At 72.0% G+C, this 23,813-nt stretch carries 28 protein-coding genes; 6 read left to right on the forward strand and 22 right to left on the reverse strand.

Annotation, left to right across the window (positions count from 1 at the left end; genetic code table 11):
- Window positions 1–188 precede the first annotated feature (188 nt).
- The gene (locus ACFV46_RS29240; RefSeq protein WP_376729858.1) at window positions 189–1,280 is read left to right on the forward strand and encodes a C40 family peptidase; all 1,092 of its coding nucleotides are present in this window, start codon (window positions 189–191) and stop codon (window positions 1,278–1,280) included.
- Between the two features lie 319 nt (window positions 1,281–1,599).
- Complete coding sequence (locus ACFV46_RS29245) at window positions 1,600–2,907, forward strand: PP2C family protein-serine/threonine phosphatase (RefSeq protein ID WP_376729857.1); 1,308 nt, start codon at window positions 1,600–1,602, stop codon at window positions 2,905–2,907.
- Between the two features lie 43 nt (window positions 2,908–2,950).
- Here the strand turns inward: ACFV46_RS29245 and ACFV46_RS29250 are convergent, their stop codons facing one another.
- From ACFV46_RS29250 to ACFV46_RS29265, 4 genes are all read right to left on the reverse strand, one after another.
- The gene (locus tag ACFV46_RS29250; protein ID WP_079034315.1) at window positions 2,951–3,286 is read right to left on the reverse strand and encodes a DUF2516 family protein; all 336 of its coding nucleotides are present in this window, start codon (window positions 3,284–3,286) and stop codon (window positions 2,951–2,953) included.
- Window positions 3,287–3,450: 164 nt separating this feature from the next.
- Window positions 3,451–4,167, reverse strand: coding sequence for a hypothetical protein (locus tag ACFV46_RS29255; protein WP_385500455.1), 717 nt, complete (start codon window positions 4,165–4,167; stop codon window positions 3,451–3,453).
- 113 nt (window positions 4,168–4,280) lie between these two features.
- Window positions 4,281–4,877: a helix-turn-helix domain-containing protein gene (locus tag ACFV46_RS29260; RefSeq protein WP_385500456.1), complete on the reverse strand. Its 597-nt coding sequence runs from the start codon at window positions 4,875–4,877 to the stop codon at window positions 4,281–4,283.
- A 93-nt stretch (window positions 4,878–4,970) separates the two neighbouring features.
- Window positions 4,971–5,504 carry an HAD domain-containing protein gene (locus tag ACFV46_RS29265; protein WP_361922603.1) on the reverse strand — a complete coding sequence of 178 codons (534 nt, stop codon included), beginning with the start codon at window positions 5,502–5,504 and terminating at the stop codon, window positions 4,971–4,973.
- Window positions 5,505–5,700: 196 nt separating this feature from the next.
- On the opposite strand from ACFV46_RS29265, the gene ACFV46_RS29270 reads away from it, so the two are divergent.
- On the forward strand, window positions 5,701–6,546 hold the full coding sequence (locus ACFV46_RS29270) for a nitroreductase/quinone reductase family protein (RefSeq protein WP_385500457.1): 846 nt from the start codon (window positions 5,701–5,703) through the stop codon (window positions 6,544–6,546).
- 27 nt (window positions 6,547–6,573) lie between these two features.
- Here the strand turns inward: ACFV46_RS29270 and ACFV46_RS29275 are convergent, their stop codons facing one another.
- The 5 genes from ACFV46_RS29275 to ACFV46_RS29295 form a co-directional block, all read right to left on the reverse strand.
- A complete protein-coding gene (locus ACFV46_RS29275) occupies window positions 6,574–8,607 on the reverse strand; it encodes a HelD family protein (RefSeq protein ID WP_385500458.1) in 2,034 nt (677 codons plus the stop codon).
- A gap of 50 nt (window positions 8,608–8,657) precedes the next feature.
- Entirely contained in the window at window positions 8,658–9,299 is a 642-nt protein-coding gene (locus tag ACFV46_RS29280) for a TetR/AcrR family transcriptional regulator (protein ID WP_385500459.1), read from the reverse strand.
- A gap of 50 nt (window positions 9,300–9,349) precedes the next feature.
- Window positions 9,350–10,459 (reverse strand): phosphotransferase, encoded by a 1,110-nt coding sequence (locus ACFV46_RS29285; RefSeq protein ID WP_385500460.1) that lies wholly within the window; start codon window positions 10,457–10,459, stop codon window positions 9,350–9,352.
- Between the two features lie 135 nt (window positions 10,460–10,594).
- Window positions 10,595–11,353 (reverse strand): HAD family hydrolase, encoded by a 759-nt coding sequence (locus tag ACFV46_RS29290; protein ID WP_361922585.1) that lies wholly within the window; start codon window positions 11,351–11,353, stop codon window positions 10,595–10,597.
- A complete protein-coding gene (locus tag ACFV46_RS29295; RefSeq protein WP_376729851.1) occupies window positions 11,353–12,231 on the reverse strand; it encodes a GntR family transcriptional regulator in 879 nt (292 codons plus the stop codon). The genes ACFV46_RS29290 and ACFV46_RS29295 overlap by 1 nt, the downstream gene beginning before the upstream one ends.
- 153 nt (window positions 12,232–12,384) lie before the next feature.
- Between ACFV46_RS29295 and ACFV46_RS29300 the strand changes: the two genes are divergently transcribed.
- Complete coding sequence (locus tag ACFV46_RS29300; protein ID WP_055624770.1) at window positions 12,385–12,573, forward strand: hypothetical protein; 189 nt, start codon at window positions 12,385–12,387, stop codon at window positions 12,571–12,573.
- Window positions 12,574–12,627: 54 nt separating this feature from the next.
- Here the strand turns inward: ACFV46_RS29300 and ACFV46_RS29305 are convergent, their stop codons facing one another.
- The 3 genes from ACFV46_RS29305 to ACFV46_RS29315 all read right to left on the reverse strand — a co-directional run bounded on the left by ACFV46_RS29305 (window position 12,628) and on the right by ACFV46_RS29315 (window position 15,879).
- The gene (locus ACFV46_RS29305) at window positions 12,628–13,539 is read right to left on the reverse strand and encodes a winged helix-turn-helix domain-containing protein (RefSeq protein WP_376729850.1); all 912 of its coding nucleotides are present in this window, start codon (window positions 13,537–13,539) and stop codon (window positions 12,628–12,630) included.
- Window positions 13,540–13,915: 376 nt separating this feature from the next.
- A complete protein-coding gene (locus ACFV46_RS29310; protein WP_385500461.1) occupies window positions 13,916–15,181 on the reverse strand; it encodes a GNAT family N-acetyltransferase in 1,266 nt (421 codons plus the stop codon).
- 74 nt (window positions 15,182–15,255) lie between these two features.
- Entirely contained in the window at window positions 15,256–15,879 is a 624-nt protein-coding gene (locus ACFV46_RS29315; protein ID WP_361922573.1) for an aerial mycelium formation protein, read from the reverse strand.
- 198 nt (window positions 15,880–16,077) lie between these two features.
- On the opposite strand from ACFV46_RS29315, the gene dtd reads away from it, so the two are divergent.
- On the forward strand, window positions 16,078–16,503 hold the full coding sequence (gene dtd, locus ACFV46_RS29320; protein ID WP_151784711.1) for a D-aminoacyl-tRNA deacylase: 426 nt from the start codon (window positions 16,078–16,080) through the stop codon (window positions 16,501–16,503).
- Here dtd and ACFV46_RS29325 read toward each other — a convergent pair.
- The 6 genes from ACFV46_RS29325 to ACFV46_RS29350 form a co-directional block, all read right to left on the reverse strand.
- Window positions 16,500–17,465: a folate-binding protein gene (locus tag ACFV46_RS29325; protein WP_361922570.1), complete on the reverse strand. Its 966-nt coding sequence runs from the start codon at window positions 17,463–17,465 to the stop codon at window positions 16,500–16,502. The genes dtd and ACFV46_RS29325 overlap by 4 nt on opposite strands.
- Before the next feature lie 9 nt (window positions 17,466–17,474).
- Window positions 17,475–17,927, reverse strand: a complete 453-nt coding sequence (locus tag ACFV46_RS29330) for a transcriptional repressor (RefSeq protein WP_361922567.1) — start codon at window positions 17,925–17,927, stop codon at window positions 17,475–17,477.
- Window positions 17,928–17,942: 15 nt separating this feature from the next.
- Window positions 17,943–18,518 carry an FABP family protein gene (locus ACFV46_RS29335; protein WP_151784714.1) on the reverse strand — a complete coding sequence of 192 codons (576 nt, stop codon included), beginning with the start codon at window positions 18,516–18,518 and terminating at the stop codon, window positions 17,943–17,945.
- A 241-nt stretch (window positions 18,519–18,759) separates the two neighbouring features.
- Entirely contained in the window at window positions 18,760–19,692 is a 933-nt protein-coding gene (locus ACFV46_RS29340; protein ID WP_361922564.1) for a hypothetical protein, read from the reverse strand.
- The gene (locus ACFV46_RS29345) at window positions 19,689–20,540 is read right to left on the reverse strand and encodes a hypothetical protein (protein WP_376729848.1); all 852 of its coding nucleotides are present in this window, start codon (window positions 20,538–20,540) and stop codon (window positions 19,689–19,691) included. Before ACFV46_RS29345 ends, ACFV46_RS29340 begins: the two co-directional genes overlap by 4 nt.
- Complete coding sequence (locus ACFV46_RS29350) at window positions 20,537–21,373, reverse strand: hypothetical protein (RefSeq protein ID WP_376729847.1); 837 nt, start codon at window positions 21,371–21,373, stop codon at window positions 20,537–20,539. The genes ACFV46_RS29345 and ACFV46_RS29350 overlap by 4 nt, the downstream gene beginning before the upstream one ends.
- Before the next feature lie 100 nt (window positions 21,374–21,473).
- On the opposite strand from ACFV46_RS29350, the gene ACFV46_RS29355 reads away from it, so the two are divergent.
- Window positions 21,474–21,836 carry a DsrE family protein gene (locus tag ACFV46_RS29355; RefSeq protein WP_151784716.1) on the forward strand — a complete coding sequence of 121 codons (363 nt, stop codon included), beginning with the start codon at window positions 21,474–21,476 and terminating at the stop codon, window positions 21,834–21,836.
- A 14-nt stretch (window positions 21,837–21,850) separates the two neighbouring features.
- Here ACFV46_RS29355 and ACFV46_RS29360 read toward each other — a convergent pair whose 3' ends face one another.
- The 4 genes from ACFV46_RS29360 to ACFV46_RS29375 form a co-directional block, all read right to left on the reverse strand.
- Window positions 21,851–22,237 (reverse strand): VOC family protein, encoded by a 387-nt coding sequence (locus tag ACFV46_RS29360; RefSeq protein WP_385500462.1) that lies wholly within the window; start codon window positions 22,235–22,237, stop codon window positions 21,851–21,853.
- 10 nt (window positions 22,238–22,247) lie between these two features.
- Window positions 22,248–22,508 (reverse strand): DUF3099 domain-containing protein, encoded by a 261-nt coding sequence (locus ACFV46_RS29365; protein ID WP_361922552.1) that lies wholly within the window; start codon window positions 22,506–22,508, stop codon window positions 22,248–22,250.
- An 89-nt stretch (window positions 22,509–22,597) separates the two neighbouring features.
- The gene (locus ACFV46_RS29370; protein ID WP_042174833.1) at window positions 22,598–22,885 is read right to left on the reverse strand and encodes a DUF1416 domain-containing protein; all 288 of its coding nucleotides are present in this window, start codon (window positions 22,883–22,885) and stop codon (window positions 22,598–22,600) included.
- Between the two features lie 59 nt (window positions 22,886–22,944).
- The gene (locus tag ACFV46_RS29375) at window positions 22,945–23,790 is read right to left on the reverse strand and encodes a sulfurtransferase (protein ID WP_361922549.1); all 846 of its coding nucleotides are present in this window, start codon (window positions 23,788–23,790) and stop codon (window positions 22,945–22,947) included.
- Window positions 23,791–23,813 lie beyond the last annotated feature (23 nt).

Raw genomic sequence — 23,813 nt, forward strand, 5'->3', positions numbered from 1 at the left:
CGTGCCCCCTCCCGTCCCGCTGACCTGCGGGGAACGATCTCCGTGAGTCGTTCGTCACATAGGCGGGGTGATCGTCATGACCGGGAGGGGACGGGGGAAAGCAGACCTCTGTCACTTTGCGCGCCGACATGGCACGATCCCCCGGACGCCTTAAGTTACTGACGGGACATCAGTTTGGGGGCACAGGTATGGGCACGGGCAAGCGCGGCCTGATCACAGTGGCCGTGACCGTCGTCTGCGCGGTCACCGTCCTGGCGGCACCGGGCATGGCGTTCGCGGCACCATCCCCGACCCCCTCCCCCAGCGCCTCGGCCTCCGCCTCCGCCGACCCGGCTCCGGTGACCAACGAGGAGCTCGAAGCCGTCCGCACGAAGCTGGAGAAGCTCTACCACGCCGCCTCCGTCGCCACCGACGAGTACAACGCCGCCGAGGAAGCCGCCGAGAAGCAGTCGGCCGAGATCGTCGAGCTGGCGAAGAAGATCGTCCAGGGCAAGGAGAAGCTGGCCGAGCTGAAGAAGCGCGCCGGCGCCGCGGCCGCCGCCCAGTACCGCTCCGGCGGACTGCCGGACGAGGCGCACCTGATGCTCAGCGACAACCCGCAGCATTTCCTCGACAACACCCGCCGGGTGCTCCAGGGACAGCGCGCCACCAAGGGCCTGCTCGCCGACATGACGCGCACCCAGCAGGACTTGGAGCAGTACGCGAAGGACGCCTCCGCGCAGTGGCGGCGGCTGGAGGAGGGCCGCAAGGCCAAGGCGGCCGCCCAGAAGAAGATCGAGAAGCAGATCAAGGCGGCCGAGGAGCTCGAGTCGCAGCTCGAGAAGGAGGAGCGGGAGCGGCTCGCCGAGCTGGAGGCGGCGGCGGCCCGCAAGGCGCAGACCGCCTGGCTGGACTCCGGCATCCTCGAGGACCTGAAGACGAAGGCGTCGGAGCAGGGCCGCAAGGCGGTCGCGTACGCCACCGAGCAGCTCGGCAAGCCGTACGAGTGGGGCGCCGAGGGCCCGAAGACGTACGACTGCTCGGGGCTGACCTCCCAGGCGTGGGCGAGCGCGGGGCGCCCGATCCCCCGAACGTCCCAGGAGCAGTGGAAGCGGCTCAAGCACATCCCGGTCGAGGACATGCGCCCCGGCGACCTCATCATCTACAACGCCGACGCCAGCCATGTGGCGATGTACGTCGGCGACGGCACGATCATCCACGCCCCGCGGCCCGGCCGTACGGTGACCGTGGCGGGCGCCGGTTCGATGCGGATCCTGGGTGTGGTCCGTCCCGATGCGTGAGGTTTCAGGGCGTCTTGTGACCCACCCGGTGACCCTCCCGGTGGCCTTCCATGGTGACGGTTCAGTGGTGACCGCCACCACGTGACCCACTCCACGTCACATCCCCCACGCCTCCGTCACGGACGTGACGTTCGTCATCCCCGCGGCCCCGCCGGCCTGTCCAACTGCGGTAGCAAACGCGGCATATGACAGCGGCGAGGGTCGGCCGGACGTGCCCCGCGCCATTCCGCTGCGGCGCCGACACCCGCTATGGTCCCCGTCGGTGGATCGAGGACCCTCGTTCCACCTGCCCTCGGGGGGAGGGAAGGAACTCACGACAATGCCCGTACCCGTACCGCGGCAGAGAGCGATCCCGGCCGTGGAGACGAGTCAGGCGCAGGCCGCGTCCCCAGGCGGCGGCACGTTCACGGATGAGGCCCCGCGTAAGGAACAGACGGTCGAGAACACCCCGCACACCAATCTGACGCTGCTGCTGATCGAGGACGATCCCGGCGGCTCGACGGTCGTGCCCGACATGCTCGACTCGGCCGGCAAGCCCATCCGGGTGCGCACCGCCCGCAACCTCACCGAGGCCGCGCGGCTGCTCACCGACGACGTCCACTGCATCCTGCTGGACCTGGCGCTGCCCGCGCCCGCCCGGTCGGGCGAGGACGACGACGAGCTCGGTGTGCTCAAGCACGTCCTGGAGCTCGCGCCCCGGCACGCCGTGCTGGCCCTCACCGCCTCCGGTGACGCCGAGCGCGGCGCCGAGGCCGTACGCGTCGGCGCGCAGGACTATCTGTTCCGGGACGAGCTGGACGCCCGGCTGCTGAGCCGGGCGATCCGCTACGCCGTGGAGAGGAAACGTTCCGACACGGCCGAGCGGCGGCTCGCCGAGGGACGGCTGCGCGCGCAGGAGAACCGGCGCCTGGAGCGCGGCCTGCTGCCGACCCCGCTGCTGGAGGGCTCCTCGCTGCGGTTCGCCGCGCGCTACCGCCCGGGCCGCTCGCGTGCCCTGCTCGGCGGTGACTTCTACGACGTCGTACGCACCGCGGACGGCACCGTGCACGCCATGATCGGCGATGTGTGCGGGCACGGGCCCGACGAGGCCGCGCTCGGCGTGGAGCTGCGCATCGCGTGGCGGGCGCTGACGCTGGCGGGGCTCTGCGGCGACCAGCTGCTGAACACGCTCCAGCAGGTGCTGGAGCACGAGCGGAGCGACGACGAGATCTTCGCGACGCTGTGCACGGTCGACATAGCGCCGGACGGGCGCCGCGCCGGGCTCTGCCTGGCCGGGCATCCGTCCCCGCTGCTGGCCCGCCCCGGACGGGCGGCACGGCTGCTGCCGTACGACAACAACGGACCCGCGCTCGGGCTGGTGCCCGGCGCCCGCTGGCCGCGGATGCAGGTGGAGCTCGGGGCCGAGTGGAGCCTGATGCTCTACACGGACGGCCTGATCGAGGGCCGTGTCGGCGAGGGCCGCGAGCGGCTGGGGCAGGACGGCATGGTCGACATGGTCCGGCGGCAGCTGGACGAGGGGCTGCGCGGCGAGGAACTGCTGAGGGCGGCCGTCAACGAGGTTCGGGACCTCAACGGCGGTGAGCTGACGGACGACGTGGCGGTGCTGCTGCTCGACCGGTCGGCGTGAGGGCCACCGGTCCCGGCCGGCGCCCCCCGCCCGTCCGTACCGGTCAGCGGCCCCCGTTGTACGGCCCGTAGGGGCCGTCGCTGCTGGAGCCGCCCCTGCGCGGGCGCCCGCCGCCCGACAGGCCCCGCAGGGCGGGGCGGACGTCGACCATGTAGACGATCGTCGCGATGAGGCCGATGATCGGCAGGAACGACAGGATGTTGAAGATCAGGTTCACCACGAAGGCGAGCCCGAGGACGATCAGCCAGAAGGCCTTGCTCTGCTTGTCGACCGCCCGGTAGGCGTCCTCCCGGCGGACGGCGGCGTCGATCAGCGCGAAGCCGCTGAAGAGGATCAGGGCCACGCTCAGCAGCCACATGAACCCCGCGAAGCCCTGCATCAGCACAACGTCCACCACCTGAATCAGCTCGTGTCTACGCGGTCACCGTACCCGCATCCGCAGGACCGTTACCCGGAGAACGGGCCGCGCACTCGGTAAGTGCCCGGCCCGCTCCCCGTCCTCGTACTTCACCCGCCCGGGTGACCCGGCGGGCGTGATCGCCGTTACTTGGCCGGCGGGGTCGTCTTCTTGGCGGTGGCCTTGCGCGCCGGGGCCTTCTTGGCCGGGGCCTTCTTCGCCTGCTCGGCGGCCGGCTCGGTCTTCACCGGCTCCGGCTTCACCGGCGCGGGCTTGGCAGGGGCGGCGGGCGCGGGCTTGTCCTTGACCTCGACCGGCTTGGCGTCCGGCTCGACGGCGATCGCGAACTCCTCGATCTCCTCGGCCGCCTCGCCGCGCCAGGTCCGCACGGCCTGCTCACCGTGCTCGGCGACCCTCTCGTAGGTCTCGCGGGCCTTCACGGCGTACTCGGCGGCGACGCCGATGGTGCGCAGCGCGAGGTCCTGCGCGCTCTCGCCGAACTTCTTCAGGTCGGCGTCGAGGTTGCTGCCGAACTTCTTGAAGTCGGCGTCCAGGCTGCTGCCCAGCTTCTTGAGGTCGGTGTCCAGGCTGCCGACGAACTCGGTGACCTTGGCCTGCAGGGTCTCCTGGGCCTCCTTGGCCTTGGCACCGGCCTCCTTGGCGCGGGCGGCGGCCTTCTCCTGGACGGCCTTCGGGTCGGTGTTGCGCACGGCCTCGAACCGCGACGGCGCCTCGGTGCGCAGCTGCTCCACCAGTCCGGGCACCTTCTTGGCCTGCTGGAGGGCGAGGTCGGCGGTGCCGGCGGCGAAGTAGAGCGGGGTCGGGTCGCTGAGGGTCTTGCGCAGGTCGTCGGTGATGGCCATGGTGATGGTCCTCCCGGGTCGCTATCAGATGAGGGTTCTGGGTACCCGCGGCCGGCCGGACGGCTGACATCCGGGGAGCGGCCGACGCACCGGGTGCGTACGGCGGTCCACGGTCAGCCGGCCGACTGCTGCGGGCCGGTCGGGTTCTCCGGGTCGGCGTCGCTGCCGTCGGACGTACGGGTCGAACGGGTTGTGCGGGGTGTGCGGGTGCTTCGGGGGCGGCGCGCGGTGTCCTCGCGGCCGCCGTCACCGTCGGCCGCGCCGTCGGAGTCCGTGCCGTCCTGCGGGCCGCCGGCCAGGTCCTCCATGGCGTCGGCGATCCGCTCGGCCGCTTCCGCCTCCACGTCCTCGGGGGATATCCCGAAGCCGTTCTCCTTGCGGAAGGACTCGTAGATCTGGAGCAGCACCTGCTTCTGGCGCTCGTTCAGGGTCGGGTCGGCCAGGATGACGGCACGCGTCTCCACCTCGTCCCGGTCCCGCTCGGCGTCGAGGATGCCGGCGCGGACGTACAGCGTCTCCGCGGAGATCCGCAGGGCCTTGGCGACCTGCTGCAGCACCTCCGCGGACGGCTTGCGCAGCCCGCGCTCGATCTGGCTCAGGTACGGATTGGACACCCCGGCGGCATCGGCGAGCTGCCGCAGCGACAGCTGCGCTGTGCGCCGCTGCTCGCGCAGATACTCGCCGAGATTGCCGACGTTGAGCGATGCCATGCGTCCACTGTGCCGCAGCCTCGCTAACTTTTGCAAGCACCCGCTTGCAAAAGTGCGCCACACCACCCGCGCGGCGTCGTGGAGGGGCCGTCGTCAGCGGAACACGGGCGTCGCGGCGCCCTTCCGGCCCCCCTCCGCGATCCACTCCTCCAGCACCGCGAAGTCCCGGTCGGTCAGGCCCCGGCGGTGGTCGACCCGGTGCAGAAGGGCCGGGGAGGGATGGTGGGCGGCGACGTAGGCGCGGTCCACGTCGGTGATCTCGTCGTCGACCCAGACGAACGCCCGGCCCGCCGCCCAGGCCACCAGGGGACGGGTCTTCCAGTGCGGGGCGCGGGTGCCGAGCCAGGGTTCGGCGTCCTCGTCGGGCCAGTCGACCAGCCGGAGCGGGGGCAGACCGAGCCAGGGCGCGAGGGCGGCGTTCGCGTCGTCCAGCCAGGTCGTCGCCCACACGAGCTCGCAGCCGAGCCGCGCGAGCCGTCGCAGCCGGGCGCCGAGGGTGGGGTCCACCCGGGCGAGGAGAGGGTGGGCGGGAGGTCCGGTGAGGGTGCGGGGTGCCTCGAACAGGGGGTACGGCCGCTGCGACCCGAAGGGGATGAGCGTGCCGTCGACGTCGAGGAACAGAAGCATCGAAAACAGCATCGCCCTTGGGCGGGCCCTGCGCTACCGTCGACCGCATGACTGCCGGGTCGGCCTTGTGCCGTGAGCGAGTTGGGTGTTGCCCGGCCTCTGAGTGAGGCCATGGGCGCGGGCCAGGAGCCCGCCTTTTCTCTCCGCTTCCCTCCCAGACGGACACCGCGAAGAGAAAGAGACCAGACACCCCGACATGCCCCATGACTTCAATCAGCAGGTCATCGAGGAGTTCCGCGCCAACAAGGGCCGCGTCGGCGGCCCCTTCGAAGGCGGCCGGCTGCTCCTCCTCACCACCACCGGCGCCCGCACCGGGCGCCCCCACACCACCCCGGTCGCCTATCTGCCGGACGGCGGCGACCGCGTCCTCGTCATCGCCTCGGCCGCAGGCTCCCCGCGGCACCCGGCGTGGTTCCACAACCTCGTCGCCCATCCCGAGGTGACCGTGGAGGCCGGGGCGTTCACCTACCCGGCGCGGGCGGTCGTCCTGGAGGGCGGGGAACGGGACCGGGTGTTCGCGCGGGCCGCCGAGGCCGATCCCGGCTGGGCCGCCTACCAGGAGCGGACGCAGCGGGTGATCCCGGTGGTCGCCCTGTACGAGATCACGCAGGGTCCGCCGCACGTCAACGCCTCCTCCATGGGCGAGGCCGTCAAGGTCGTGCACGACGCCTTCCGACGCGAACTCGGGCTGATCCGCGACGAGATGGCCAAGGGCGGCTCCACCCTGGGTGCCCAGCTGCGCGTCAACTGCCTCACGTTCTGCCAGGGCCTGCACAACCACCACACCGGCGAGGACACCGCGCTGTTCCCGTTCCTCGCCGACCGCCACCCCGGGCACGCGTCCGTCCTGGCCCGCCTGCGCGAGGAGCACGAGCACATCGCCGGCCTCGTGGAGCGGCTGCGGCGGGCCGTCGGAGAGGACGCGGCGGCCGGCGATCCGGACGCCGCGCGCGAGGAGGTGGCCCGGCTGACGGCGGACCTCGAAGCCCATCTGACGTACGAGGAGGAACAGTTGATCCCCCTCCTGGACGCCACCGGCTGACGGCGACGACGGGCCGGGAGGCCGCCGCTAGAAGGGCAGCGGCCTCCCGTGCACCACCTCCAGCCCCGCCACCGCCCGCGTCAGCACCACGTACAGCCGGTGCAGCCCCCGCTCCTCCGCCTCCGCGATCGCCGCCGGCTCCACCGCGACGACCTGGTCGTACTCCAGTCCCTTCACCACACTCGCCGGTACGACGACCACCCGCTCCCCGGACTCCTCGGCCCGCCCCGCCGCGATCCCGGCGGCCGCCAGCGCCTCCCGCATCCGGGCCACGTCCGCATCGGCCGCGATCACCCCCACGGACCCCTCACGCCCCAGCGCGTCCCGGACGGCCCCCACGACGGCACCCGGCAGGTCGTCCCCGGCCGCCCGGAACCGCACCTGCCCGTCCCCGCGCAGCGAGCGGGCCGGCGGCACCGCCACCGCCAGCCGCGCCAGCAGCCGGTCGGCCAGCTCCAGGACCGCGCGCGGCACCCGGAACCCGGTGGTCAGCGCGACGACCGCCGCGTCCGGCTTGCCCAGGTGCGCCATCGCCGACGCCCAGTCCCGCGCGGCCCACGGCGTCGTCCCCTGCGCCAGGTCCCCCAGGACGGTCAGCGAGCCGAACGGGCAGCGGCGCGCGATCGCCCGGCACTCCATCGGCGACAGGTCCTGCGCCTCGTCGACGACGACATGGCCGTACCCCTCCGGGCGCTCGATCAGCCCGGCGACCTCGTCCAGGAGGACCAGGTCGGCGGCCGACCAGCGGGCCGACTTCCACGAGCGCGGCGGTCTCGCCCAGAGCAGCGCCTTGCGCTCGTCGTCGTCGAGCACCCCCTCGGAGGCGTCCGCCAGCGCGTCCGGGTCCGTGAACAGCTCGGCGACGACCTGCTCCGGCCGCACCTTCGGCCAGACCGCGTCCACGTACGCGCCGACCGCCCGCCCCCGCGACACCCGCTGCGCCCAGGCGGCGGTCTGCGGTCCGGCGCGCCGCTCGGCCTGCTCCCGCAGGAGGCGTACGGCCCGGGACCGCACCCGCTCCCGCCCCACGGCGTACGGCGGCTCCTCGGCGCGGACGTCCTCGACGATCCGCCGCAGCGCGTCGACCGGGACCCGCCACCGGTACGAGCCGTCGGCCACGGCGAGCGGGGTCAGGTCCCCGGCCCGCCCCACGCGCGCGTACAGCGCCCGCCGCAGCACCTCCGCCATGCGGACGTCGTGCTTCAGCCGGGCGGCCCGCTCGCCGTCGGTGCCCCGGACCGGATGCCGGGCGATCTCCCCGGCCAGCGTGGACTGACGCACGCCGGTCTCGCCCAGGGCGGGCAGCACCTCGGAGATGTACGACAGGAAGGTCGGGTTCGGCCCGAGGATCAGCAGGCCGCCGCGGCGGATGCGCTGCGGGTGGGTGTAGAGCAGGTAGGCGGCGCGGTGCAGACCGACGGCGGTCTTGCCGGTGCCCGGGGCGCCCTGCACACACAGGGAGACGGCGAGGTCGCCCCGAACGAGGTCGTCCTGCTCGGGCTGGATGGTGGCGGCGATGTCCCGCATCGGCCCGACGCGCGGACGCTCGATCTCCCGGGCGACGATCTCGCTGAGCCGGCTCTCGCCCCGGTCCAGATGCTCGTCCTCCAGCCCGGTGAGGTCGCCGGAGTCGCCCCGGCTGCCCGGCGCCCACCCGAACCGGCGCCGTACGGCCACGCCCTGCGGGTCGCGGGCGGACGCCTGGTAGAAGGCGCGGGCGACGGGGGCACGCCAGTCGACGACAAGAGGCGGGTCGGCGGGGTGCTCGCTGATCCGCAGCCGGCCGATGTGCAGGTCGGCCTGCCGCTCACCGCCCGTGAAGTCCAGCCGCCCGAAGAACAGCGGCCCCTCGGGCAGCTCGCGCAGCGCCTTGGCCTGGCTGCGCAGCCGGCGGCCCAGCACCTCGGCGTCGGCGCCGGAGGCGGAGGCGTTCTCGCCGATGACCACCTGATGGTCCGCCCCGTCGAGCATCGCGGCGAGCGCGCGACGGCAGCGGTCGTGATGGGCGCGCTCGCCCAGGAGAGCGGTGCGCAGGTCGGCGGAGGGGTCGGCTGGCGTCATGCCGTCACCCTACCGCGAAAAAGCAACTCGGTTAAATTATTTACCGTGACTCAGTGAGCTGTCTGTTCGGAGGCCAGCTCCGGCAACCCGGCCTCCAGCCGCCCGAACGCCCGCTCCGCCGCCGCGACGGCGTCCCTCCTGACCTCCGTCAGCGGCTCCCCGGCCTTGATCCGGCGCCAGTTCTCCTCCGCGAGGATCCGCCGCACGGCCACGATCTGCCCGGCCGCGAGCCGCGCGTCCAGCCCGCCGCCCAGCGCCTCGGCGAGCGCGGCCTCGGACCGCTCGAGGTAGCCGTACATCCGTGCGACGAGGGCCGGCGTGCCGTAGACGAGGGAGTGGAAGGCGAGGACCTGGGGGTGGTCGTTGAGCCCGGTGATCGGGTCCCCGCGCTCGATCGCCTCGAGGAAGTCCCGCCGCAGTGCCTCCACGGGCGACCCCTCCGCCGCGGCCACGACCCGCGCAGCCTCCTCCTCGTGATCGGCGATCCGGTACAGCACGAGGTCCTCCTTGGCCGGGAAGTACCGGAAGAGGGTCGGCTTGGAGATCTCGGCGGCGGCGGCCACCTCGGCGACGGACACGGCGTCGAAGCCCTTCTCCAGGAAGAGCCGGATGGCCGTCTCGGAGACGGTCTCGTACATACGCCGCTTCTTGCGTTCCCGCAGGCCGGGGGCGGGGGTGCCGTCGTCGCTCATGGACGCGAGCCTACGCGCCGGGCGCAGGCCGTCCGCAGCCGTCACCGGCGTCAGCCTCGGTGCGACCGGTGCCACTCGCGCAGCGACCGGGCCACGGTCGTGAGCGTCGGCACCTCGTCCAGGCCCAGCGGAACGGCGGCCCGCTCCAGGACGCGCTGGACCTTGACCGACTCGGTGAGCCAGCGCCGCCAGTGGAACGACCCGCCCTCGCCGAGGACCTGCGTCGCCCGGATCACATCGGTGAAGACGCTCTGCGCCCGCTTGAACTCCCGCAGCCGGGGCAGGTCGTCCCGCCAGCCCTCGGTGCTGCCGGGGGCGGACCGTTCCGCCACCGCACGCCAGCGCTCGACCACCCGGGTCTCCTGCTCGGCCGGGTACCCCATGAGGTGCAGATGCGTGGCGAGGTCGTACAGCGGGTCGCCCAGCATGGCCAGTTCCCAGTCGATGGCCCACAGGCGGCCCACCGGGTCGAGGACGAAGTTCTCCCGGTGCAGGTCGGCGTGGAGGAGCGTGAAGGGCCGCCGTGTCAGACCGGCGACGAGGACACGCTTGCGGAGCGAACGGAACGAGTCGTCGTCCACTCCGAGCGCGGCGAAGAGCCCCTCGAAGGCGTCCCGGTTGGCCTGGTACACCCGCTCCTCGGCGAACCGGATCAGCCCGTCGAGGAACCCGGCGGAGTCCCGGTCCTCGGCCCGGTCCTCGGGCGAACAGCGGCGTTCGGCGCTCACCGTGCCGGGGGCGACGGCGGTCAACTCCCCGAACAGCGACAGGATCTGGTCGAGGACACGGTCCGGTACCGGACGGCCCGGTCCGTGCAGGGACCCGAGCGTGCGCCCCTCGATGAACCCCTGGAGCCGGATGCCCCCGACGTCCACGAGACGCGGGATACGGGAGATACGTCCCTGCAGCGTCTCCAGCAGCTGCTCCTCCGAGCGGAAGCACCGCCGGTCGAACCACAGCAGCCGATCACGCGGGGCCCGGCACTTGACCCGCCCTGGTTCGCCCTCCTCGTCGTCCTCACCGTCACCGGCCCCGCCGGGCAGGGAGAGCACATACGTCTCGTGGTGGTAGCCCTTGAGCGGGCCCTCGACCGCGCTCACGTCACCGCCGCTCAACTCGACGGCCTTCTCCCGCGTCTGGGACACCCGCTGGGCTGACATGGCACACGCTCTCTCGACTGACCCCGCACCGGTGGCGGGAATGGCACGGCATCCCCCTGTGAGGGGGCATAGTGCCAGAAGAGAGGGGTGAGTTCGGGGAGAACCTCGCAGAAGGACGGGCGGGTTCCGCCCCGGTCACCCCGGCGACCCCGCCGCCCGCACCGCCCGCAGCACCTCGTTCAGGTCCGTCACGACGTGGTCGGCGCCGGCCCTGCGCAGTTGCTTCTCCTTGTCCTCGGTGCGTGCGTAGCCCAGGAAGGGGACGCCCGCCTCCGCGGCCGCCTGCCGGTCGGTGGGGGTGTCGCCGATGAACAGGGCGCTGCCGGGGGCCGCTCCCATCGCGCTCAGGGCCCGGTTCAGGTAGTGGGGGTGGGGCTTGAGGTACTGGAGGTCCTGGGTGCGGCCGTATATGTGGGGCTGGAAGCGGTGGAGCAGTCTGCGGCCGGTCAGGTAGGTGCGGACGACGCGCGGGGAGTTGTTCGTCGCGACGGCGAGGCGGGCGCCGATCTCCGTCCAGGTGTGGATCAGTACGTCCGCGTACGCGGTCGGCATCGCCGAGGCGGCGGCGCGCAGTTCCTCCTGGGTGAGGCGTTCCTCCAGCTCGGCGACCAGGTCGCTGCCCGGGTGCCGGCGGTTCACGGCGCGCAGGACGACGTGCGGGTCGAGGGACTCCCGTTCGGCCTCGTCCAGCAGGCTGTGCAGTCCCCGGCCCTCCAGCCATCGCACCAGGTCCCGCGCGACCCCTTCCGCCTTGTGCCCGGCGAAGAGCCGGCAGATCGGGCCGTCGAAGTCCCACACCACCACGCGTGCGCGCTCGACCAGGGCCGTCAGGTCGTCGGTCTCGCCGTCCGGGTGTGCTGCCACCGCTTCAGTGTGCGTCGTATCAGGAGTCACTAGGAGAGTGTCAGGTCAGTCGTGATGGTTTCCCAGAGGGCGTCGAACCACTTCTGGGATTCCTGCACGAACGCGGCGTCCCGCTGTCCGGCCTGCTCCACGAAGGAGAAGAGCAGGGACGTCGAGCCGAGGGCGTCGTACATCTCCAGGGTCCGGCTCTCGTACTCCTCCTGCCGTTCGGTGAGGACGTAGTAGCCGATGAGCGCCTCCTGGCCGTTGAGCAGATACAGCTTCACCGGAGGGGTGAACGGCAGCGCCCGGAAGGTGACGCGGACGTCGACGCCGATCGTGGAGCGCAGGGCCTGGAGGTTGTGCCGCAGCACGCGCGCCTGGGCGTTGCGCATCTCCAGCCACCGCTTGTGCACCGGGTCGTCGCCCTCGCCGCCGGCCACGGAGACCGGGAAGGCGAGGTGGATGGTCCGGGACGGCAGGAGGACCCGGACGTCGACGGACTCGGGGCGGATCGAGCCCTCGTGGATGAGGCGGAGCGGTTCGCCGAGGGCGAGCATCAGCGTCTCGGAGGTGTGGCAGACGACGTCCACGCGCACGTGGGGCGCGGCGAACGCCTCGGCCAGGCGGGGGGCGAGCCCGACCATCGTGGGCTGCGGCGCGCCGCGCGTGGGCGGCGGCAGGGCGATCCGCGGCGGGCTGCCCTTGCTGACGTTGGTGAGGAGGCCGTCCTCCTGGAGGGCACGCAGGGCCTGGCGGACGGTGCCGCGCTCGACGCCGAACTCCTCGGCGAGCTCGGCCTGGGTGGGCAGGCGGTCGCCGGCCTTGAGTTCCCCGACGCGGATGCGTTCCCGCAGGATGTCGGCGATCTCGTGCGGAGAGAGTCTCCTGCTGCCGTTCACGGCCACGTTCTCCTCAGTCACGACCAAACGCTACAACTTGTGCCCATCTGGCGGCAGTTGCTTGCAGCTTGTTTCAAAGTAGGGACCAAGTGGGGACAACCTATTCAGAGTTGGCACCAAGTTGGTTGAGTTGGCGGAAGTAATCCTTCCATCCCCGGAAGATCGAAGGGGGAAACACCGATGCCCGTCCTCGCACTCCTCTCCGCCGTCTTCGTCGTCGGCGTCGAGCAGCTCCTCCAGTGGAAGTACGGCGCCACCGGCCTCATCGGCCTGCTCCTCCTCACCATAGGCATCAAGGCCAGGAACCCAGCCGTCAGCTCCATCGGTGCGGCCGTCCTCGCCGTCCTCTTCTCGGGCCCGGCCCTGTGAGTCGTACGCGCGAGGGGCCATCGAAAGGCGCAGGTCGAACGCCGTGGGAGACCGTCAGGTCGTGAGCGTCAGCTCCGAACTGATCGTCTCCCACAGTGCGTTGAACCACACGTGCGACTGTTCCACGAACGTCGTGTCGCGCAGCCCGGCCCCCTGCTCGAAGGCGAACAGCGTCGACTGGATGCCGGGGGCGTCGTACATCTCCAGGTGCTGCTGCCCGATCTCGACCTCGCTGCGGGTCAGCGTGTAGTAGGCGAACAGCGCCTCCGTGCCGTTCAGCAGGTACAGCTTCACCGGCGGGGTGAACGGCAGCGCGCGGAAGGTGACCTGGACGTCGATGCCGTGCGTGGAGCGCAGCGCCAGCAGGTTGTGCCGGAGCACCTGGCCCTGGGCGTTGCGCTGGTTCAGCCAGCGCCGGCGCAACTGGACGTCGAGGTCGTCGGACGCGTCGTCCACCGGCGTCGGGAAGGCGAGCGGAATGTCCCGGCTGGGCAGCAGCACCCGCACGACGACCTTGGCCGGTTTCATACGCCCGGCGTGGATCTGCCGCAGCGGTTCGCCGATGGCGAGGGTGAGGGACACCGAGGTGAGGCACAGCGCGTCGATCTCGACGTGCGGGGCGGCGAAGGCGGCCGCGATACGCGGTCCGAGGGTCACCATCGTGGGCTGCGGGACGGCTTCGGGGCCGGTGGCGGCCCTGCCCGGCTCGGGGGCGACGGTGGCCGGGGCGCCCTTGGAGGCGTTGGTGAGCAGGTGCTCGGACTGCAGGATGCGCAGGGCCTGCCGTACGGCTCCGCGCTCGACGCCGAACTCGTCGGCCAGCTTGGCCTGGGTGGGCATGCGCTGGCCCGGCCGCAGTTCGCCCGAGGCGATCCGGGCGCGCAGCGCCGCGGCCACCTCCCGGTGTGAAGTCTGTGGCCGGTGCGACCTCTTCCGCCCAGTGGCGGGGGCGTGTTTCGGCTCCACGACCGAACATTACAACTTCCCGCCATCTTTGGGCAGTTCACCGGATGGTGGTTATAGGACGCGTCGAGACGGTCATAACTACAGTGAAGTTGGTCGCCAACTTCAACGACATGGTCAAACTTCAAGGAGTTGGCCACGAGTCGCCGCAGGTTCAGCCGACCGGGCTCCCTTCCGGAGGGGAGCCGGGAGCCCGGACGGCCGGCGCACAGCCACAACTTCACATCGACAACCGCACACCGACAGCACAGCCACAACCGCATACGGACGCACAGCCACAACTGAAGAAGGGCGCACTCCGCCCGCCCGCACAACTGAACGCGCACAACCGAACAGTTCGCTACGGATGAGCGGACCCGTCACCTCGGCGCAAGGAGGTTCAGAAGACGTCCGGGCACCAAGGACGCCTGGACGTACGCAGCAGGGCGTCGGCCGTCAGGGCGGCGCCCGCTCGCTCTTCCCGCACCCGCCCCAGCGCGGCGAGCCGTACGACGGACTCGTCGCCGAGCCACAGCCGGCTCAAGTCGGCCACGTCGAGGGTCAGGTCCGCGGTGGCCGTGGTCGGCGCGCAGGTCGCGCCGTCCGCGGCCGCCTCCAGCCGGAACCGCCCGCCCGACAGCCCGGAGTCGTCCACGACCTCCAGCACCAGCGCGCCGCGCCCGGCGTAGGCGCGTGCCGTGAGGGCCTGTTCGACGTCGAGGATCCGCACCCACAGCCAGTCCGCCAGCGTCGTGATGCGCGCGGCCCGCGGATCGGGCAGATACAGCGGCAGCAGATCGTCGGGGGCCCGCCGGCCGCTCTTCACCGTGGTGATCCAGTCGATGGAGCACAGGTAGTGCCACAGGGAGCGCTCGGCCTCGGGGGTCGCCGCGATCAGCCAGTCCACGGTCGCCGTGTTGAGGGGCCGCTTGCCGTCGCCCCACTTGTCGTCGGCCTTGTACGACACCAGCCCGTCGACCGTTCCGTCCGCCGAGCGGTACACCGCGAAGAACGGCTCGGTCCACGAGGACCCCTCCAGGACCAGCCCGCCGGTGTTCACCTGCCACCACCGCTCGTCCCGGTCGACGACCCCCGGCTGCACCCGGCGCACCCGCTCGAACAGCTCGGGGCCCGCCTTGCGGACCTCGCCCGGGTCGACGAGCTCGATACGGCCGCCGTCGGCCGGGCCCGACCACCGGGGGTCGATGCCGGCGCGCGGCACGTCGATCGTCCACTCGGCCGTCCACGCGGCGGGCCCGAAGCCGAAGCGGCCGTAGATCGGGTACTCGGCGGCGATCAGCGTCGCGACGACGTCGCCGCGCTCCCGGGCGGCCGTCAGACCCCGGGCCATCATCCGGCTGAGCAGACCGCGGCGGCGGTGGGTGGGGCTGACGGTGACGTTGGTGACGGCGTCGGCGGGGACGGCGGCACCGCCGACGGCGGTGATCTCCTGCGCGAAGGACCGGAAGGTGGCCACACAGCGCCCCCCGTCGAAGGCACCGAGCGTACGGGCCGGGTCGATGTACGACTCCCGGTCCGCGACCTCCGCGTCGGTGACCCCCGGCGAGCGCAGGAACCCGGTCCTCATGGCCCGGCTCCACTCCGGGACGTCGCCCTCGGTGAGGGGGCGGATCTCTATGTCGCTGAGGGATGCGGAACGGCTCATGGAGCCACGGTAGGTCGGGGCGCGGGAGGTGTCCCGGGATTTTCCCCGCACCCGCGCCCCGAGCCGTCCCGCCGTCAGCTCAGCAGGTCGTCGACCTGGGCCTCCCCGTCGCGGTAGCGCCGGGTGATCTCCGCGCCGCACTCGTCGGCCGTGCGCTGCAGACGCTGGCGGCGGCGGGAGACCTGCTGCTCGTACCGGACGAGGCGGCCCATCGCGGCGGTCAGCTCCGCGTCGGTGCGCGCCCGGAGGTCGGACAGCTCGACCTCGGCCAGCATCTCGGACACCAGCCGCCGGGACTCCTCGCTCTGCGGGGTCCCCAGCGTCACATGGCGGGCCGAGGAGCGGTGCCGCGCGGGGGCGTCGGTGAGGATCTCCGGGAGGCGGTCGACGACGGCCGCGGCTCCCGCCGGGGACCGCCGCGCCAGCTCCGCCCGCAGGATGTCGATACGGCCCTGCAACAGGCGCCGCACATAGCTCAGATCGGCCTCGTCGCTCTGGGCGTCCCGGCGCAGGGTGCGCAGTTCGGGCAGGCTGAGGACGGTCAGGTCCTGCTCGGGCGGCTCCGGGGGCAGCGGTGCGTGCGGGCCCGGGCCCGGATCGTCGGCGGTGCGCTGCGTGGGCGGCCGCAGACCGTCCAGCCGGCCCGTGTGGGCCAGCACGACAGCCCCGGGCGGCTGCCCGGTACTCGGTGTGCTCATGTGCCTCAACCGTCCCCTCGACCGGCGTGTGGAAGCATCGTGCCATCCCGACCGGCCCCCACGTGACCGAGAGCCCACGAACAGCCCCAGATGGGGGGTTACCTGTTCAAAAAGAAGCACCCGAAGGGGTCTTCGGGACAGCCGCCGCCCTCACCGGGCGGTGCCGGGCCGCCTTTCGGCGCACGGCATGATGGCCGTATGCGAGCTGTGGTGCAGAGAGTGGACGGCGCGAGCGTCGTCGTGGACGGCGAGACAGTCGGCGAGATCACCGGCGAGGGGCTGTGCGTCCTCGTCGGCGTCACGCACGAGGACACCAAGGAGAAGGCGGCGCAGCTCGCCCGCAAGCTCTGGTCGATCCGGATGCTGGACGACGAGAAGTCGTGCAGCGACATCGACGCCCCGCTGCTCGTTGTCAGCCAGTTCACCCTCTACGGCGACGCGCGCAAGGGCCGCCGCCCCACCTGGAACGCCGCCGCCCCCGGCGAGGTGGCCGAGCCGCTCGTCGACGAGGTCGTGGCCCAGCTGCGCGCCCTGGGGGCGACCGTGGCGACGGGCCGGTTCGGCGCCAGGATGCGGGTGTCCCTGACGAACGACGGCCCGTTCACCGTGCTCATCGAGATCTAGGGCTCGACGACCACTTCCTGGGCCGCCGCCGTGTCGCCGGCGATCAGGCGGGCGTCCACCGGGACGTTGCGCTTGACCAGGGCGAGGGCGACCGGGCCCAGTTCGTGGTGGCGGGCCGACGTCGTGATGAAGCCGATCTTGCGGCCGTCGGGCTCCTCGTCCGCGAGGCGGATCTCGGTGCCGGCGGCCGGCAGGTGCACCTCGCTGCCGTCCAGGTGCAGGAAGACCAGGCGGCGGGGCGGCTTGCCGAGGTTCTGGACCCGGGCGACCGTCTCCTGGCCCCGGTAGCAGCCCTTCTGCAGATGCACGGCCGTACCGATCCAGCCCAGCTCGTGCGGGATGGTGCGGTGGTCGGTCTCGAAGCCCAGGCGCGGGCGGTGACGCTCGACGCGCAGCGCCTCGTGGGCGAGGAGCCCGGCCGGCGGTCCGGCCTTCCCGGCGAAGTCCTCCAGGTCAGCGCGGGGCAGGAACAGGTCGCGGCCGTACGGCGTCTCACGGACGACGACGCCCTCGGGGACCTCGGTGATCGACCCGGCGGGCAGGTGCACCACGGCGAAGTCACCGGTGCGGTCGGCGACTTCCACCTTGTAGAAGAACTTCATCGACTCCAGGTACGCGATGAGCGCGTCCTGGGTGCCGGGCTCGACGTGCGCCCAGACCGTCGTGCCGTCGTCGACGAGGTACAGGGCGTGCTCGATGTGGCCGTGCGCGGAGAGGATCAGCGCCTCGGTGGCCTCGCCCGCCGGCAGGTCGGTGACGTGCTGGGTGAGCAGCAGGTGCAGCCACGTCAGCCGGTCCTCGCCGGAGACGGTCACGACGCCGCGGTGGGAGAGGTCGACGAAGCCGGTGCCGTCGGCGAGGGCGCGCTGCTCGCGGAACAGATCGCCGTAGTGCGCGGCGACGCCTTCGTCCACGCCCTCGGCGGGCACGGCGCCGGGCAGGGTCAGCAGGGGGCTCTTCATGGGTCCAGCCTACGACCCGGTAGTTGAAGTCTTCCCGGCCGCGCCCCGGGCCGCGCAGTCCCCGCACCGCCCGAAGATCGCGAAGTGCTTCATGTCGGTCTCGAAGCCGAAGTCGCGGCGCAGCTTCGCGGTGAACTCGGCGGCCACCGACACATCGGCCTCGATGACGTTGTCGCAGTCGCGGCAGACCAGGTGGATGTGGTGGTGGCGGTCGGCCAGGTGGTAGGTGGGCGCGCCGTGCCCGAGGTGGGCGTGGCTGACCAGGCCCAGCTCCTCCAGCAGCTCCAGGGTGCGGTAGACGGTGGAAATGTTGACCCCCGACGCCGTCTTCCTCACTTCCACGAGGATGGCGTCGGGGGTCGCGTGCTCCAGGGTGTCCACTGCTTCGAGGACAAGCTGGCGCTGCGGCGTCAGCCGGTAGCCGCGCTGCCTGAGGTCGCTCTTCCAGTCGGTGCTCACCACACTGGAAGTCTAGGACTACTTGAAGAAGGCGATGCCGTCGTCCGGCATGTCGTCGGGCAGGGCCTTGGCCCAGCGCTCGACGTCCTCCGGGGTGACGACCTTCTTCAGGTGCGCCGACATGTAGGGGCGCAGCTCGACCTCGGGGGTCTGCTTCTCACCGACCCACATCAGGTCGCTCTTGACGTAGCCGTACAGGCGCTTGCCGCCGGAGTACGGGGCGGAGGCGGCGGTGCGGGCCACCGCGTCGGTCACCAGGTCGATCTGGGGCTTCTTGTCGGCCATCTCGCCGTACCAGATCTCGACCACGCCGTCGTGGCGGACCATGGTCACCTCGACCTTGCGGTCGGCGTCGATGCGCCAGTAGCCGTGCTCGGACTCCAGCGGGCGCACCTTGTTGCCCTCGTTGTCCAGCACCCAGGTGTGGGACTGGTACTCCAGGAAGTCCCGGCCGTCGTGCGTGAACGAGACCTCCTGACCGAAGTTGCACTTCTCGGAACCGGGGAAGTCGTGGACGCCCGCACCGGCCCAGTTGCCGAGCAGGAAGGCGAGGGGCACGAGGTCCTTGTGGAGGTCGGACGGGATCTCGATCATGAGCAGCTCAGAAGTCTCGTACGTCTGGGACGGGGGGTCAGCGCTGGCCCTGGTACAGCTTCTTCACGGTCAGGCCGGCGAAGGCGAGCACGCCGACGCAGACCAGGACGAGCAGGGTTTCGAAGAAGATCTCCACGGGGTGCTCCTCGATTGAGCGGAGGTTGAGCGGAACGTACAAGGGCCGGCCCCCAGCTTAGTCGGCCCGGGACCGGCCCTTCGTGTGAGGTGCGCCCTCGCGGGGTCAGCCGAGCAGCTGGCCCTGCAGGGTCACCGTCTGGCGGAACGGCACGGAGGCGGCGGTGCCCTTCCGTGACTGCACGATCACGCCGAGGATGTCACCGGCGCCCAGGTACGCCTGCCGGACCTGCTCGGTGCCGTACGGCTTGGACTCGGTGTACGCCCAGCGCGGGAAGTCCCCCGGCCAGGGCAGGTCGCCGAAGCCCTCGTCGGCGACGGACGTCTCGGTGCCGCGCAGCCGGTAGGCCGGGGCGCCGAAGGGCGCCAGGCGGCCGGCCAGGTCGTCCACGATGACCGAGGTGTCGAAGCGGAGCAGGTAGATCCGGGTGTGGGTGCCGTCCTCGGTGGTCCACCCGCGGGCCGCGATGTGCCGCAGACCGTCGTCCTTGAGCATCTGCCGCAGGTCGGCGCGCTCGTCGTCGTCGGCGAACTCCTTCAGGAAGTCCTCGGTCGGCAGCCAGCCGTCCTCGCCGCGCAGGGCGGGGTCGGCGGTGGCGCCCGCGGGGGCCGGCAGCAGGAGCGCGCGCGGGTCGGCGTAGTGCGCCTCGGCGGCGTTCTCCTCGGCGAAGGGGCGCGGGCTGCCCGACGGCAGGGGCGGCCGGGTCAGCGTGGGGTAGTCCCAGCGGCCGTCCGACTCGGTGGCGAGTCCGGGCACGTCGGTGCGTTCCATCCCGGCGATCCCGTACGCCGTCCCGGCCCCGACGGCCGCGAAGACGACCACGGCGGCGGTCCAGCGCAGGACGGCCCGCAGGACCCGGCGGTCCTTCGCGGGGGCCGGGGGCTCAGGCACGGCGGTCCCGGGGGCGGGGGTCTGCTCCGGTTCCGGCGCGGGCGTCCGCTCCGGCGCGGGCGGTGCCGGTGCCTCCGTCGTCGCGAGGCCGCCCGCGGGCGTCGTCTCGGGGCCCGGCTCGACGGCCTGGGGCTGCTGCTCGGTCATACGGCCTTCCCGGGTTCGGCGATGCGGTCGAGCTGGGTGCTCATGAGCTTCGCGACGGCCTTGGCGTCCAGGGGGCGGGCGCCCTGCGCCGAGACGGTGACCATGACGTCCCCGACGTAGCCGAAGCAGGACATCTCGTCGGTGCCCTCGCTGATGTCCTTGGGGGCCAGGAAGCACTTGGCGTCCTTGTGGCCCTTGACCGCCGGGCCCTTGCGGAAGATGCCGTCGAGCGCGCCCAGGAGGCTGTTCTGGGTCCGGACGACGTCCCGGACGGCCGCGCGGTTCTCCAACTGGCTGAGCACGACGTCCACGCTGTAGATGTCCGAGGTGAACCCTCCTGCGCGGCCGGCGGCGAACTCGCTGAAGTAGCTGCGCATCGCCACGCCCTTCGGGCGCATCCGGTCCATCCGCTTCTCCAGCTCACGGCGCTGGGAGCGGGGCAGGTCGCGCAGCGCCTCCTTGCGCAGGGCCGTCGCCTCGGCGCCGGTGAGCTGCGCGTCCGAGCCGAACTGACCCATGTCGGGGCCGCGGACCCAGCTGTCGGTGCCGTACGGGACCAGCATCGCGGCGAGGCCCGTGGCCTTCGGCGCCTCGGCGGGGCGGTCGGCGGCGGCCGACGGGAACTTCCACGTCGGCGCCCCGGGGTCGCGGTCGGCGTCGCGCACGGTGACGACGGTGTAGCCGGTGCCGGCCACGACCACGGCGACGGCCAGGACCGCTCCGGCGACGGCGGCGATCCGGCCGCGGCGCCACCGCTTGCGGGCGGGCGGCTGCTCCTCGGCGGCCGTCTCGGCCGGGCTCGCGGCGACGGGGGCGCTGCCCTCGTCCAGGGGACGTTCCTCGCTCACAGCCGCTCCATCTGCCGCTTGGCCAGTCCGAGAAGGGTCTTCTTGCCGATCGACCTGGTGGAGCTCACGAAGATCTCCATCTCGATGTCGCCGCGCCACGCGAACGCCTTCGCCTCGTACATGGGCACGTAGCCCGGCTCGGCCTGCGGCTTCGTGTAGGCGTAGGCCATGCCGTCCTCCGTGCCGGGGATCGGCCAGGAGTGGTTGTCGTCCTCGTCCGCCCAGTAGTGGGCGCCCCGAGCCTGCTCGGCCGCCGCCATCGACTCCTCCTGCCGGAACTGGACGAGCCGGATCTCCACCGTGGTGTCGCCCTGTTCCCAGGCGGCGACGGCCGCGCGCCGGAACTCGTTGCCGACGAGCTCGGGGAAGATGTCCTTGGGGTCCGAGAAGGTCTCCGCGTACGAGGCCAGGTCCATCCAGCCGTCGTCGGCGGACGACCAGTCGGCGGTCTTGGCCCCGCGCGGCTTCTCCAGCAGCAGCTTGCGCAGGTCGCCGTCGGTGCGTACGCGGCGGTCCCGCGCGGCGGAGAGCGGCTCGGGCGCCTCGCCCTTGGACTGCTTCAGCTTCGGCTGGGACAGCGGCGGCAGCTTCGTGGGCTCGCGGTCGGCCTGCACCAGGTATCCGGTGCAGGTCCCGGCGACGAGCCCCAGCACGGCGGCCCCGGCGATCAGCAGCGTCGTCCGTCCACGGCGGCGGGCACGGACCGGCGCTGCGGCGGCCTCGGGTTCGGCGGCCTCGGGTTCGGCGGCCTCCGGCGTTGCTGCCTCGGGCCCGGGCTCGGTGCCGGGAGGGGCCGTGCCCTCCGGCTCCCCCGGTCTTTCGGGTTGTTCCACGACGTCTCCCACAGTGCGTGACGTGCGCATTTCACATGCGGCGCACAGGAGACCCATGACCCACGGCCGGGGTTGTGGTGATGTTGATTACGATTCGGTCATGGCGAACAAGCTGGTGATCAAGGTGACGGCGGGAGCCGACGCTCCCGAACGCTGCTCGCAGGCGTTCACGGTCGCGGCGGTGGCCGTGGCCAGCGGCGTCGACGTGTCCCTGTGGCTGACCGGCGAGTCCGCCTGGTTCGCCCTGCCGGGCCGGGCCGCCGAGTTCGAACTCCCGCACGCGGCCCCGCTGCCCGACCTGCTGGACGCGCTGCTCGCGGGCGGCCGGGTCACCCTGTGCACGCAGTGCGCGGCCCGCCGGGACATCACGGAGAAGGACGTGATCGAGGGGGTGCGCATCGCGGGCGCCCAGGTCTTCGTCCAGGAGGCGATGACGGACGGCACCCAGGCCCTCGTCTACTGACCCCGGGCCCTCGGCTACCGACCGGTCTCCGTCCACAGGCAGAACGGGTGGCCCGCCGGGTCGAACAGCACCCGCACGTCGTCCTGCGGCTGGTACGCGGCGAGGGTCGCCCCCGCCGCGACGGCCCGCTCCGTCTCGGCCGCCAGGTCGTCCACCTGGACGTCCAGGTGCAGCATCATCTGCTGGTCCCCCGGCCGGCGCGTCGGCCAGACCGGGCGTACGTAGTGCGGTTCGCTCTCGAAGGCCAGGGCGACGCCCTCGGCACCGGGAGGCGGGCCGATCAGCACCCAGTGCGCCTCCTCGGAGCGGACCTCGTAGTCCAGCAGCCGCCGGTAGAAGGCGGCGAGTTCATGGGCGTCGGGTGCGTCCAGCACCACCGTGGACAGCTTGGCGGACGGCATGCGGCCTGTTCTACTGCGGCTTCTTCTTGCCGTCCAGCTCGTCCCACCACTCGTCGGACTGGGGGTCGCCGGAGGGCTCGTCCCACCAGCGGTCATCCGGGCCACGCCGGTTGGCCACCATCGCCGCCAGGGGCGGGATCACCATCGCGACCACGCACATGCCCACCGCGACGGGGACCGACCACAGGCGCACGACGCCCCACGCCAGGACGAAGAGCGTGACGCAGAGCCCCATCAAGGCGAAGTACCGGTGACGCCGCCGTGCGTACATACGTCCAGGGTAGGTCGGCTCACCGGGCTCGCATGCCGAAGGGCCGCACCCCTGGACAGCCGGGGTGCGGCCCTTCCGCTCGTCCCGCCTCAGACCGCGATCGCGACCTCGGCCAGGCCGCCCTGCTGGGCGACGACCGTGCGGTCGGCGGTCCCGCCGGGCACCAGTGCGCGGACGGTCCAGGTGCCCTCGGCCGCGTAGAAGCGGAACTGGCCCGTCGCGGAGGTGGGGACCTCGGCGGTGAACTCGCCGGTCGAGTCCAGCAGACGGACGTAGCCCGTCACCGGCTCGCCGTCACGGGTCACATGACCCTGGATCGTGGTCTCACCGGGCTTGATCGTCGAGGCGTCGGGGCCGCCGGCCTTCGCTCCACACATGTCTTTCTCCAGGTTGGGGTCTGACCGGAAGGAAGGCCGGTCGGGATCGCTGAGGTGGGTTACTTGCCGGTGCCGAGCTCGATCGGCACGCCGACCAGGGAGCCGTACTCGGTCCAGGAGCCGTCGTAGTTCTTGACGTTCTCCACGCCGAGCAGCTCGTGCAGCACGAACCAGGTCAGCGCGGAGCGCTCACCGATGCGGCAGTAGGCGATGGTGTCCTTGGCCAGGTCGACGTTCTCGCCGGCGTAGAGCTCCTTGAGCTCGTCGTCCGACTTGAAGGTGCCGTCGTCGTTGGCGTTCTTCGACCACGGGATGTTGGCGGCGGTCGGGACGTGGCCCGGACGCTGCGACTGCTCCTGCGGCAGGTGGGCCGGGGCGAGCAGCTTGCCGGAGAACTCGTCGGGCGACCGGACGTCGACCAGGTTCTGCGAGCCGATGGCCGCCACGACGTCGTCGCGGAAGGCGCGGATCGCGGTGTTCTGCGGCTTGGCCTTGTAGTCGGTGGCCGGGCGCTCGGGGACGTCGTCGCCGGCGACCAGCTCGCGGGCGTCCAGCTCCCACTTCTTGCGGCCGCCGTCGAGGAGCTTGACGTTCTCGTGGCCGTAGAGCTTGAAGTACCAGTAGGCGTAGGACGCGAACCAGTTGTTGTTGCCGCCGTAGAGGATCACCAGCGTGTCGTTGGCGATGCCCTTCTTCGACAGGAGCTTCTCGAAGCCCTCCTGGTCGACGAAGTCGCGGCGGACCGGGTCCTGCAGGTCCTTGGTCCAGTCGATCCGGATCGCGTTGCGGATGTGGTTCTTCTCGTAGGCGGACGTGTCTTCGTCCACCTCCACGATCGCGATGTTCGCGTCGTCGAGGTGCTGCTCCAGCCAGTCGGCGTCGACCAGGACGTCGCTGCGGCTCATGTTTCTCCTCCGGGGCAGTTGCG

Origin of the sequence: Streptomyces sp. NPDC059852, from assembly GCF_042731455.1 — a bacterium.
Taxonomy (GTDB): Bacteria; Actinomycetota; Actinomycetes; order Streptomycetales; family Streptomycetaceae; genus Streptomyces.